Origin of the sequence: Stenotrophomonas sp. PA-6-5C (assembly GCF_021605635.1) — a bacterium.
GTDB lineage: Bacteria > Pseudomonadota > Gammaproteobacteria > Xanthomonadales > Xanthomonadaceae > Stenotrophomonas > Stenotrophomonas lactitubi.
Map to the genome: position 1 here is coordinate 81,968 of NZ_WKEE01000014.1, position 12,422 is coordinate 94,389.

Sequence of the window (12,422 nt, forward strand, 5' to 3'; positions counted from 1 at the left end):
CGCTGGCCGGCAACCCCAGGGGCGGTACAGTCCCGTGCAATGCCGGCCAGCGGCCGGCACTACCTCAGAAATCCTGCTGCAGGCTCAGATAGGCGCCGCGACGCGGCCCCCATTGCGGCGCGAACACGCCGATGCCTCCGCCATCGCGCAGCTGGTAGCTGCGGTCCAGCGTGTTGAGCACGGCCAGCTGCACATGCAGCGGATGGCCGCTGTCGGCGTTGAAGTCATGCGCGGCGCTGAGATTGACCTGCAGGTACGACGGCAGCTCACCGCCATTGGGCACGCCCTCGATGTCCGAACGCAGGCCGCTGCCGTACACGTAGTTCGCACCCACCCGGTTGTGCCCAGCGAACGCGTAGCTGACGCCGCCGGAAGAAGTCAGCTTCTGGTCGTGGTCCAGATGGATCCAGTTCTGCTGCACGTAGGCAAGTGCATCCGGATCGAGGTTGTACTGGCTGGTGATGACCTGGGTGCCCATCGCCTTGTTGTAGGCGGCGTTGAAGTACGCACTGATCGGCCCGTTGCTGTAGTCGGCGCTGAACTCCAGGCCATGGATGTGGCCGCGACGATAATTGAAGGTGGAATAGATGTAGGCGGCGCCGAACTGGCCTTCGTCCTGCAGGCGCGAGACACGGCGGTCGTAGGCATCCAGGCCGAGGGTGAGGTGGTCGCCGATCTGCTGTGACACGCCGATGTCGTAGTAGTCGCTGCGCTCGGACAACGGCGTGTTGCTGCCACCGGCGGGTTGCTGGTTGCTGGTGCCATCGAACAGGGCCAGATCGCTGCCGGCGACCAGTTCGCTGGCGGGCGGGGTGAAGTAGCGCGAGTAGCCGGCATGCACCGTGGTGCTGTCGCTGGCATTCCAGACCACGCCCAGGCGCGGGCTGAGCTGGCCCTCGGTGTGGCCGAACGCCTTGAAGCGGTCGCCGCGCAGGCCGTAGTTGACCGTCCAGTCATCGCCTATCCGCCACTCATCCTGCACGTACAGTGCCGCTGTGCTGGCGTGGAAGGCGTTGCGGTCCGGGATCAGCTGCGGCGTGGTGCTTGTCTGCCGGCCATCGGCATCGACCGGGAAGACCCAACTGCTGTTGTTGGCCGCGGCGTGTTCGTAGTTGCCATACAGGCCATAGCGCAGGGTGTGGTTGTCGCCCAGCGGTGTGGAGAAATCGGCCTGCAGGGTGTTGGCGCGGTTGCTGCGCTGGACCTGCGAGGCGACGCCACTGAACACCAGGTCGCCGACGATGTCCGGGTTGAAGGCCACGTCGCTGTAGCGCTGGCCGGCCGACAGCTGGTACGCGGTCTGGCCCAGCGTGCCCTGCAGCACCAGCATGCCGAAGCGGGTGGTCTCGCGTTGGGTTTCGTCCAGCTGGCTGGAATCGAAGGTGGTGGTGTCCAGGTAACCGAACTGCGGGGTCTGCCCCGGGTTGACCGGGATCTGGAAGCGGTTGTTGGCAAAGCCGGCGAACACGCTCAGGCGGGTGCTGTCGTTGACCAGATAGGTCAGGTCGGCAAAGGCCTTCCCTTGGTGGGTATCGTCATGCTGCGGCTTGCGGGCGCTGGTGGGGTTCTCCAGCCCGACCTCGTTCTGATCGTAGTTGCCGGTCAGGAACCAGCTCCAGCGGCCCTGGTTGCCCCACCAGGAGGCATTCGGGTTGACCTTGCCGAACGAGCCGCCGGTGACGCCCGCGCTGCCGCCGTTGCCCAGCTCGGCGCCACTGCGGGTCGTGATATCGACCACTGCGGCGGTGCGTTCACCGAACTGGGCCGGCAGGGCGCCATCCATCAGGCGGATGCTCTTGATGGTGCGGGCATCCAGGGTCTGGCCGAAGCCGGAGATCGATTCGGGCAGCAGTACGCCGTTGATGCGGTACTGCAGGTTGGCGTGGTCGCCGCGCACGTGCACGCCGCCGTAGGAGTCCTGGACCACGCCCGGGGCCTGCAGCAGCACCTGGCTGAGCGGGGCGGAGGCGCCCAGGGGCTGCTTCTGGATGTCCTCGGCGGTGATCTGGTACTGGCTGCTGCCGATGTCCGGAGACAGGGCGTTGCGGGCCTGGTCGAGCTGGGCGCTGACGGTGACCACGTCGAGGTCCTTGACCGCAGCCGCGCTGGCATCAGTGTCGGCGGCAAGCACGGGTTGGCTGGCCAGGATCAGGGCGAAGGTGATGGCGGTGGTGAGCAGGGAGGGCTTCATGGGAAATGGGCAGGGAAGGGGGGAAGGGGCCGATCCATGAGGGAGTGTTACTCCGTAACAACTGCGTGCCGATCATGCGCCTGTCCCGCGGCGGCGACCATGCCGTTTCTGGCCGATCAGGCGGCCCCTTTCCACGCCGTTCAGGCAGTCGCGGCGGTGCCTGGCCCTTTGCGTCAGCGGCTGGCTCTGCGACCATGACCGCCCCCCACCCCCGGATGTCCGTGATGAGCCTGTCCGCCGTTCCGCCCGCCCCCGATCCTGCCGCCATCGCTGCTGGCGCTGCCTGGTCACCGGAGAGCTGGCGGGGCAAGACCGCGCTGCAGATGCCGACCTATCCCGATCCGGTGGCACTGGATGCCGCGCTGCACGAGTTGAAGCGGCTGCCGCCGCTGGTGACCTCATGGGAGATCCTGGCGCTGAAGCAGCAGCTGGCCGACGCCCAGGAAGGCAAGCGTTTCCTGCTGCAGGGCGGTGACTGCGCGGAGAATTTCAGCGACTGCGAATCGGGCACGATTTCCAACCGCTTGAAGGTGCTGCTGCAGATGAGCCTGGTGCTGGTGCACGGCCTGCGTCAGCCGGTGATCCGCGTCGGTCGTTTCGCCGGGCAGTACGCCAAGCCCCGTTCGGCCGATACCGAAACCCGGGATGGCGTGACCCTGCCCAGCTACCGTGGCGATGTCATCAATGCGCCGGCCTTCACCGAGGCGGCGCGGCTGCCCGATCCGAAGCGGATGCTGCAGGCCCACGCGCATTCGGCGATGACGATGAACTTCGTGCGTGCGCTGATCGATGGCGGCTTCGCCGACCTGCACCATCCCGAATACTGGAACCTGGAATGGGTAAGCCACTCGCCGTTGGCTGCCGAGTACCAGAAGATGGTCGCCTCGATCGGCGATGCCGTGCACTTCATGGAGACCCTGGCCGGGGCCCGCGTGCACAACCTCAACCGCATCGATTTCTACACCTCGCATGAAGCGCTGCTGTTGCCCTACGAGCAGGCGCTGACCCGGCAGGTGCCGCGCCAGCAGGGCTGGTTGAACCTGAGCACGCACTATCCGTGGATCGGCATGCGTACCGCCGCGCTGGATGGCGCACACGTGGAGTACCTGCGTGGCGTGCGCAATCCGATCGCGATCAAGGTGGGCCCGTCGGTGACGCCGGACCAGCTGCTGCGCCTGATCGATGTGCTCAATCCGGATGACGAGCCGGGCCGCCTGAGCTTCATCCACCGCATGGGTGCGGCGCAGATCGCGCAGAAGCTGCCGCCGTTGCTGGATGCGGTCAAGCGCGATGGTCGCCGCGTGCTGTGGGTGTGCGATGCGATGCATGGCAATACCGAGAGCACCGCCAACGGTTTCAAGACGCGGCGCTTTGACAATGTACGTGGTGAGGTCGAGATGTCGTTCGACCTGCACGCGGCCGCAGGCACCCGCCTGGGGGGCGTGCATCTGGAACTGACCGGTGAGGATGTGACCGAATGCACCGGCGGTGCACGCGAGTTGACCGAGCGTGACCTGGAGCGTGCGTATCGTTCGACTGTCGATCCGCGATTGAACTACGAGCAGTCGCTGGAGATTGCGATGGCGATCGTGCGCAAGCAGGAGCAAGTGCGCTGAGGGTTGGCTTCTGCAGGGCTGCGCCCTGCACCCGCAGAGGCCACTGCCAGAGCAACAGCAACAGCGACAGCGACAGCGGCATTCCGTGGTTGGCGGGGCGGTGTCGGATTGCGGGGACGCCGCAAGTACGTCCCTGTAGGCTTGGCCGCGGCATCCATGCCGCGGACACCCCGCAATCCGACACCGCCCCACCTTCGACAGATCTCCGCGGCTGTTGGTAGGTGTCGACCTTGGTCGACACATCTGTCAGATTTTGAAATCCATCTGGGGTCAGATCCGTTCCGACAGATCGCGGGAATCTGTCGAAGGCGGGGTGGATCCGGTTGCGGGGGTGTAAGCGCCAGGGATGGCGCGCCCAAGCCTCCAGGGACGGATTCACGGCGTCCCCCGCAACCGGACCCACCCTGCCATCCCACGGAATGCCGGCTTTTGCCGTTGCCGTTGCTCCGGCCTCTGCGGGTGCAGGGCGCAGCCCTGCCGAACACCCCCGCCTACATTCTGCTTACGAACGACTGACATCGCGCTCATGGTGCATGCGCCACGCTGGCTCCTCGATGTAGACAGCGAGGATACGCAGTGGTCTGGCAACACCTGCAGCAGTATCTGTGGCCGATCGGAACCGCTTTGGTGGTCGGTGGCCTGGGTGCCTGGGCCGTACTGGCCCTGTATCGCCGCCTGCGCGGGCGTGATCGGCGCCGCGCGCGCATCGGCCGGGTGATTGGTCCGCCGCTGGCGCTGGCGTTGCCCTTGCTGCTGCTGGTGCCGGCGCTGCAGTCCACGCCATTGCCGGAACACACGCTCGATCAACTGCTGCGCGTGCTGCACATCGCTCTGACCGCCTGCTTCATCTGGCTGCTGGTGCGCGGCGTTGCAGCGGGCGAGCGGGCGATCCTGCGCAGCCATCCCATCGATGTCTCGGACAACCTCGAAGCGCGCCGCATCCAGACCCAGACGCGGGTGCTCAGCCGCGTGCTGATGGGCGGCATCATCGTGCTCGGCGCGTCGCTGGTGCTGCTGACCTTCCCGATGGTGCAGAAGATCGGCACGGCGCTGCTGGCGTCGGCGGGCCTGATCGGCCTGGTGGCGGGTATCGCCGCCAAACCGGTGTTCGGCAACCTGATCGCCGGTCTGCAGATCGCGGTGACACAGCCGATCCGGCTCGATGACGTGGTGATCGTCGAGGGCGAATGGGGGCGCGTCGAGGAAATCGGCAGCAGCTATGTGGTGGTGCGCATCTGGGATGAGCGGCGGATGGTGGTGCCGCTGACATGGTTCATCGAGCATCCGTTCCAGAACTGGACGCGACGCAGTGCCGACCTGCTGGGTACGGCCTTTCTGTGGCTGGACTACCGTGCGCCGATCGCGGCGATACGTGCCGAGCTGGAGCGCATCTGCCAGGGCCAACCGCTGTGGGATGGACGGGTGTGCGTGACCCAGGTGACCGAGACCAGCGAGCGCGCGATCCAGGTGCGCCTGCTGGTCAGTGCGCGCAGTTCCGGCGATGCGTTCGACCTGCGCTGCCTGGTGCGTGAACGCATGCTGGATTTCCTCGCGCGCGAGCATCCGCAATCGCTGCCGCAGGTGCGCGCGCGCCTGCAGCGGGACGGTGAGCTGGATATGCCGCGGATGCGGCGTGCAGGCAGCGCCGATGTGCGCTCGCCGGGTGCGGAGGATGGTGAGGCGGCCATCGCGCCGGTGGAGCCGGGCCAGCCTCTGTAGAGCCGAGCCATGCTCGGCTGCTTTCGATTTTCCGGTGAAGCCGAGCGTGGGCTCGGCTCTACAGAAACACGATCACGGATCGCCGGATTCGATCAGGGTGTCGGTATCGAAGCGCGGCGGACGCCTGGCGCGTGTCCGCTGCTCATACGCGTAGGCCATCTCGATCAGCTTCGGTTCGCTCCAGGCCGTGCCCATGAACAACAGCCCCGCAGGCAGGCCATCGATCTGGCCCATCGGCACGCTCAGGCTGGGGTAGCCGGCGACGGCGGCGACACTGTAGCTCTCGCCGGGGAAGTCATCACCCGTGCTGCGCAGGGGCCAGGCCACGCCGGTTGTCGGTGCGACCAGCGCATCCAGCTTCTGCGATGCCAACACGGCGTCGATGCCTTCCGGGCCCGCCAGTCGCCGCGCATCGCTGCGCGCGCGGATGTACACGGGATCGCCCAGGCCAGGGGTCGCCTCGGCCTCCTGCAGCAGCTCCTGGCCGAACAGGCCCAGTTCCTGGCCCTTGTGTGCCTCGTTGAAGGCGATCAGCCCGGCCAGGCTGCGCAGTGGCGCCTGGTAGGTGCTGAGGTAGCGCTCCAGTCCCGCCTTGAATTCATACAGCAGGACGATCCGCTCGGCATCGGCCCAGGCGCCCTGGTTGGGCAGTTCCACCGGCACCACCACGGCGCCGGCACGGCGCAGCTCAGCGACAGCCTGCTCAACCAGCGGCGGCATCCCGCGATACTTCAGCAGTGGTGTCTGCAGCAGGCCGATACGCTTGCCGCGCAGGCCCTGCGGATCCAGTCGTGCGGTGTAGTCGTAGACCGCGCGGCCGGGCATGGTCGCGGTGGCGGGATCGGCGTCATCGCGGCCGGCGATGGCAGTCAGCACGGCGGCGGCGTCGGCGACGCTGCGGGTCATCGGGCCCGCGGTGTCCTGGCTGAAGGAGATCGGGATGATGCCTTCGCGGCTGACCAGGCCGACGGTCGGCTTCAGACCGACCACGCCGTTGATCGCCGCCGGGCAGACGATGCTGCCATCGGTCTCGGTGCCGATCGCCACGCTGGCCAGGTTGGCGGCCACGGCCACCGCGCTGCCGCTGCTGGAGCCGCAGGGCGAATGACTGAGGCGGTAGGGATTGCGGGTCTGGCCACCGCGCGCGCTCCAGCCGGAGATGGAGTCGTTGCCACGGAAGTTGGCCCACTCGCTGAGGTTGGTCTTGCCCAGCACCACCGCGCCCGCTTCGCGCAGGCGGCGGACCAGATAGGCATCGTCGGGGCGGAAGCCCTGCAGGGCGAGGGAGCCGGCACTGGTGGCCATTGGCGCGGCGTTGATGTTGTCCTTCAGCAGGATCGGGATGCCATGCAGCGGTCCACGCAGGTGGCCGGCACGGCGCTCCTGGTCGCGCTGTGCGGCTTCCTTGAGGGCATCGGGGTTGAGTTCGATCACCGCGCGCAGGCGTGGCCCGGTGCGGTCCAGCGTGGCGATGCGCTTGAGGTAGGCGCCGGTCAGGGTGACGCTGTCGAGCTCACCAGCGACCATCCGCGCCTGCAGTTCGGAAACTTCGGTCTCGGCGTAGGGGAAGGGCATGGTGCTGTTGCCGGGTTCACCGGCATGCGCCGTGGACGCGGCCGGGCTGCAGCCAGCGGCGAGCCCCGCAGGCAACGCGGCGATCAGGAAGGACAGGAGGGGCGGCAAGGACAGGCGCATGGGGCAGCTTCGACGGCTCCGATCCCCAGTGTAGCGGCTGCTCAGCGGCGGCGCTTGCGCAGGTCGCGCGCCAGTACGTAGACGACGACCAGGTTGATCGCCAGCACGGTCCACGAGGCCCAACCGGGATGGCGGACGATCGCGTAGATATCGAAGGGCAGGTAGATGGAGGCGGTCAGGCAGCCCAGCCAGGAGGCCCATGCCTTGGCTTTCCACAGACCCCAGGCTTCGACCAGGTGCAGCAGGCCGTAGCCGATCATCGCCGCCGCGGCCAGATGCACCGCGTCGGGACTGATTGCATTCAACAGCGAGGGCAGGGTGCCGTGATCCGGGTCCAGGCTGAAACGCCGGATCAGGGCATTGACGCCGTCGCGAAGCGGCTGCGGACCGAGGATTTCCAGTCCGGTAGCCGCCAACAACGCCAGCATCGCCTTGCTCGCTTCGAGCAAGGCGATGACGTGGAGGCCCGGATGCCGATGCGGATCCGGGTTGTAGCCGTTCTGGCTCACGGTTCGCTGGATCAGCCGCCGCGCGAGTTCTTCTTGCGGTCGCTTTCGGTCAGGAACTTCTTGCGCAGACGGATCTCCTTCGGGGTGATCTCGACCAGCTCGTCGTCTTCGATGAAGTCCAGGGCCTGTTCCAGCGAGTACTTGATCGCCGGGGTCAGCTGGATCGCATCGTCCTTGCCCGAAGCGCGCATGTTGGTCAGCGGCTTGGTCTTGATCGCGTTGACGGTCAGGTCGTTGTCCTTGGAGTGGATGCCGACCAGCTGACCTTCATACACGTTGTCGCCTTCAGCAGCGAACAGCTTGCCGCGTTCCTGCAGCGGGCCCAGCGAGTAAGCCGGGGTGGTACCCGGAGCATTGGCGATCATCACACCGTTGATGCGCTTGGCGATCGCGCCCTGTTCCTTCGGACCGTAATGGTCGAACACGTGGAACAGCAGGCCCGAACCCTGGGTGAGGGTCTTGAACTCGTTCTGGAAACCGATCAGGCCACGGGCCGGGATCTGGTATTCCAGGCGCACACGGCCCTTGCCGTCCGATTCCATGTTCTTCAGCTGGCCCTTGCGGGTGCCCAGCTTTTCCATCACGCCGCCCTGATGGACTTCTTCGATGTCCACCACCAGCTGCTCGATCGGCTCCATGGCCTGGCCGTCGATCTGCTTGATGATCACTTCCGGGCGCGACACGGCCAGTTCGTAGCCTTCACGACGCATGTTCTCGATCAGCACCGACAGGTGCAGTTCGCCACGGCCGGAGACCAGGAACTTGTCGGCGTCTTCCAGCTGTTCCACCTTCAGGGCCACGTTGTGGACCTGCTCGCGGTCCAGACGGTCCTTGATCTGGCGGCTGGTCAGGAACTTGCCACCGGACAGGTCCTTGTTGCCGGCGAACGGCGAGTTGTTGACCTGGAAGGTCATCGAGATGGTCGGCTCGTCGACGGTCAGTGCCGGCAGCGCTTCCGGGGTTTCCGGATGGCACAGGGTGTCGGAGATGGTCAGTTCCGGAATACCGGAGATGGCCACGATGTCGCCGGCTTCGGCAGTGTCCTGCTCGATGCGCTCCAGGCCCAGGAAGCCCAGCACCTGCGCGACCTTGCCGTTGCGCTTCTTGCCTTCACGGTCGATCACCGCGACCTGCATGTTCTTCTTCAGGGTGCCGCGCTGGATGCGGCCGATGCCGATGACGCCCACGAAGTTGTTGTAGTCCAGCTGGCTGATGCGCATCTGGAACGGACCTTCCGGGTCCACTTCCGGCTTCGGTGCGTGCTGCATGATCGCTTCGTACAGCGGGGTCATGTCGCCGTCGCGCACGGTGTCTTCCAGGCCGGCGTAGCCGTTCAGGGCCGAGGCGTAGACGATCGGGAAGTCGAGCTGCTCATTGGTGGCGCCGAGCTTGTCGAACAGGTCGAAGACCTGGTCGATCACCCACTCCGGACGCGAGCCCGGACGGTCGACCTTGTTGACCACGACGATCGGCTTGAAGCCCATCGCGAAGGCCTTCTGGGTGACGAAGCGGGTCTGCGGCATCGGGCCGTCCATCGCGTCGACCAGGATCAGCACGGTGTCGACCATCGACAGCACGCGCTCGACCTCGCCGCCGAAGTCGGCGTGTCCGGGGGTGTCGACGATGTTGATCCGGTTCTTGATACCGGTCTTCTTGTCTTCCCAGGTGATGGCGGTGTTCTTGGCCAGGATGGTGATGCCGCGTTCCTTTTCCTGGTCGTTGCTGTCCATCACGCGCTCGGCGAGGACGGTACGCTCGGACAGGGTGCCGGACTGCTTCAGCAGCTGGTCGACCAGGGTGGTCTTGCCATGGTCGACGTGAGCGACGATGGCGATGTTGCGAAGATTTTCGATGGACATACGAAAGGGGGCCAGTCGGCGCCGGATTTGGAAAAAGAAGTCCAACATTATACGTCGAACTTGACGATTGGCGAAAACCTGGATTTCAGACCTGCCGAGGTCCCCATTCAGCCTGGCTCCCGGCGCTGCCCGTCCGCGGGCTGAAGACCCTGCCTGCGCCGATGGTCGAAGCCGCCCATGCCACGGGGGAGGTGTATCCTTATGGGGCTGATTACACACCCCGCATCCAAGGATCTGCATGTCCCTCATCGCCACTTTCGACACCACCCAGGGCCCGATCAAGGTCGAGCTGTTCGCCGACAAGGCGCCGCTGACGGTCGCCAACTTCGTGAACCTGGTCAAGCGCGGCTTCTATGACGGCCTGATCTTCCACCGCGTGATCCCCGATTTCATGATCCAGGGCGGCTGCCCGCAGGGTCGTGGCACCGGTGGCCCGGGCTACAAGTTCGAAGACGAGAAGAATGGTGTGAAGCACCAGATCGGCTCGCTGTCGATGGCCAACGCCGGCCCGAACACCAATGGCAGCCAGTTCTTCATCACCCACATCAAGACCGATTGGCTGGACGGCAAGCACACCGTGTTCGGCCAGGTGCTGGAAGGCCAGGCGATCGTCGATTCGGTCAAGCAGGGCGACGTGATCCATTCGATCACCCTGGAAGGCGACACCGACGCCGTGCTCGCCGCCCAGGCTGAGCGCGTGGGTGAGTGGAACAAGATCCTCGCCGCCTGATCCGCCCCCGACGGCCCCCTGCAGAGGGGGCCGTTTCCATGTTGCGGCCGCCCCGCCAGGCCATCCCCGCCCGCGCGGCCATCTTCTACAACGCTACTTAGCTTCTTAGCAGAGGAAATCCCCATGAAAGCACCTGTTCGTGTTGCCGTGACCGGCGCCGCCGGCCAGATCGGCTACGCCCTGCTGTTCCGTATCGCCTCCGGTGAAATGCTGGGCAAGGACCAGCCGGTCATCCTGCAGCTGCTGGAGCTGCCGGTCGACAAGGCCCAGGCCGCCCTGAAGGGCGTGATGATGGAACTGGAAGACTGCGCGTTCCCGCTGCTGGCCGGCATGGTCGGCACCGACGACGCCGAAGTCGCCTTCAAGGACGCCGACATCGCCCTGCTGGTCGGCGCGCGTCCGCGCGGCCCGGGCATGGAGCGCAAGGATCTGCTGCTGGAAAACGCGAAGATCTTCACCGCCCAGGGCGCTGCACTGAACAAGGTCGCCAAGCGTGACGTGAAGGTGCTGGTGGTCGGCAACCCGGCCAACACCAACGCCTACATCGCGATGAAGTCGGCGCCGGACCTGAACCCGCGCAACTTCACCGCCATGCTGCGCCTGGACCACAACCGCGCGCTGAGCCAGCTGTCGACCAAGCTCGGCAAGCCGGTCGCCGGCATGGAGAAGCTGGTGGTGTGGGGCAACCACAGCCCGACCATGTACCCGGACTACCGCTTCGCCACCGCCGATGGCGCGTCGATCGCCGATGCGATCAACGACCAGGAATGGAACGCCAACACCTTCATCCCGACCGTCGGCAAGCGCGGCGCGGCGATCATCGAGGCCCGTGGCTCGTCCTCGGCGGCCTCGGCGGCCAACGCAGCGATCGACCACGTGCGTGACTGGGTGCTGGGCAGCAACGGCAAGTGGGTCACCATGGGCGTGCCGTCCGACGGTTCCTACGGCATTCCGGAAGGCGTGATCTTCGGCTTCGCGGTCACCACCGAGAACGGCGAGTACACCCTGGTCAAGGATCTCCCGGTCGACGACTTCAGCCAGAAGTACATCGACAAGACCCTGGCCGAGCTGGAAGAAGAGCGCGCCGGCGTCGCCCACCTGCTGGGCTGATGCGGTCTGTGCCGGCAGTCTGCCGGCACGTTTTCCATCAGGGTAGGTGCCGGCCGTTGGCCGGTACGCAGGAAACGGGGAGGCTTCGGCTTCCCCGTTTCCGTATGGAGCACCTGGCAACGACATGATCCACCTGCACTACATCGACGACGCGCTGCTGGTGGCCGAGAAGCCCGCCGGCCTGCTGTCCGTGCCCGGCCGCTCGGTGGAAAACCAGGACTGCGTGGTCGCGCGGCTGCAGGGGCTGTATGCCGATGCGCTGACCGTGCATCGCCTGGACCAGGTTACCTCCGGTCTGCTGCTGCACGCGCGCGGCAAGGACATGCAGGTGGCGCTGTCGATGCAGTTCGAGAAGCGCGAGGTGGGCAAGCGCTATGAAGCCATCGTGCAGGGGCTGCTGGAAGGGGATGCGGGTGAAGTGGATCTGCCGCTGATCGTCGACTGGCCAAACCGCCCGAAGCAGATGGTCGACCACGAACGCGGCAAGCCGGCACTGACCCGATGGCGCGTGCTGTCGCGTGACATCGCGGCGCAACGCACGCGCGTTGAACTGGAGCCGGTCACGGGCCGCAGCCACCAGTTGCGCCTGCACATGGCCAGCCTCGGTCATCCCATCGTCGGCGACGTGCTGTACGGCGCGGTCGCCGCGCAGCGCGTGCACCTGCATGCACGGGAGCTGCGGTTCACCCATCCGGTGACGGGCGAGGCGCTCGCGTTCGAGTCTGCGACTCCGTTCTAGAGAGCAGGTGTATCGGCAGGGCTGCGCCCTGCACCTGCCGAGGCCGGAGCAACGGCAACGGCAAAAGCGCGCATTCCGTGGTGTGGCGGGGCGGTGTCGGATTGCGGGGACGCCGCAAGTACGTCCCTGTAGGCTTGGCAGCCGCTTGCTCGTGTGCGCTGTCCTGCGCACACGGCAAGACCGGGGTTGGGCATCCTGCCCAACCCGCCCGAGGCATGCCTCGGGCCCATGCGGCTGACACCCCGCAATCCGAC

General features: G+C 66.2%; 9 protein-coding genes. 5 read left to right on the forward strand and 4 right to left on the reverse strand.

All coding sequences use genetic code 11. The annotated features are described in order from the left end of the window. Window positions 1–64: 64 nt before the first annotated feature. Complete coding sequence (locus tag GIW57_RS08545) at window positions 65–2,191, reverse strand: TonB-dependent receptor (protein ID WP_236510016.1); 2,127 nt, start codon at window positions 2,189–2,191, stop codon at window positions 65–67. Between the two features lie 224 nt (window positions 2,192–2,415). Here GIW57_RS08545 and GIW57_RS08550 point away from each other — a divergent pair, with 224 nt between their 5' ends. Together GIW57_RS08550 and GIW57_RS08555 are read left to right on the forward strand one after the other, a co-directional pair. After that, window positions 2,416–3,807, forward strand: coding sequence for a 3-deoxy-7-phosphoheptulonate synthase class II (locus tag GIW57_RS08550; protein WP_025879324.1), 1,392 nt, complete (start codon window positions 2,416–2,418; stop codon window positions 3,805–3,807). A gap of 576 nt (window positions 3,808–4,383) precedes the next feature. Next, window positions 4,384–5,526: a mechanosensitive ion channel family protein gene (locus tag GIW57_RS08555; RefSeq protein WP_236510019.1), complete on the forward strand. Its 1,143-nt coding sequence runs from the start codon at window positions 4,384–4,386 to the stop codon at window positions 5,524–5,526. 72 nt (window positions 5,527–5,598) lie between these two features. Here GIW57_RS08555 and GIW57_RS08560 read toward each other — a convergent pair whose 3' ends face one another. Genes GIW57_RS08560 through typA form a run of 3 tightly spaced genes read right to left on the reverse strand, consistent with a single transcriptional unit; the run spans window position 5,599 to window position 9,589 of the window. Continuing rightward, complete coding sequence (locus tag GIW57_RS08560; protein WP_236510022.1) at window positions 5,599–7,221, reverse strand: amidase; 1,623 nt, start codon at window positions 7,219–7,221, stop codon at window positions 5,599–5,601. A gap of 41 nt (window positions 7,222–7,262) precedes the next feature. Next, window positions 7,263–7,730, reverse strand: a complete 468-nt coding sequence (locus tag GIW57_RS08565) for a DUF2127 domain-containing protein (RefSeq protein ID WP_100463209.1) — start codon at window positions 7,728–7,730, stop codon at window positions 7,263–7,265. Between the two features lie 11 nt (window positions 7,731–7,741). After that, window positions 7,742–9,589, reverse strand: coding sequence for a translational GTPase TypA (gene typA / locus GIW57_RS08570; RefSeq protein ID WP_025879437.1), 1,848 nt, complete (start codon window positions 9,587–9,589; stop codon window positions 7,742–7,744). A gap of 238 nt (window positions 9,590–9,827) precedes the next feature. Between typA and GIW57_RS08575 the strand changes: the two genes are divergently transcribed. From GIW57_RS08575 to GIW57_RS08585, 3 genes are all read left to right on the forward strand, one after another. Then, window positions 9,828–10,319 carry a peptidylprolyl isomerase gene (locus GIW57_RS08575; RefSeq protein WP_025879436.1) on the forward strand — a complete coding sequence of 164 codons (492 nt, stop codon included), beginning with the start codon at window positions 9,828–9,830 and terminating at the stop codon, window positions 10,317–10,319. A 123-nt stretch (window positions 10,320–10,442) separates the two neighbouring features. Then, window positions 10,443–11,429: a malate dehydrogenase gene (locus tag GIW57_RS08580; protein WP_025879435.1), complete on the forward strand. Its 987-nt coding sequence runs from the start codon at window positions 10,443–10,445 to the stop codon at window positions 11,427–11,429. A gap of 124 nt (window positions 11,430–11,553) precedes the next feature. Further along, complete coding sequence (locus GIW57_RS08585) at window positions 11,554–12,168, forward strand: RluA family pseudouridine synthase (RefSeq protein ID WP_236510025.1); 615 nt, start codon at window positions 11,554–11,556, stop codon at window positions 12,166–12,168. The last annotated feature ends 254 nt before the right edge of the window (window positions 12,169–12,422 follow it).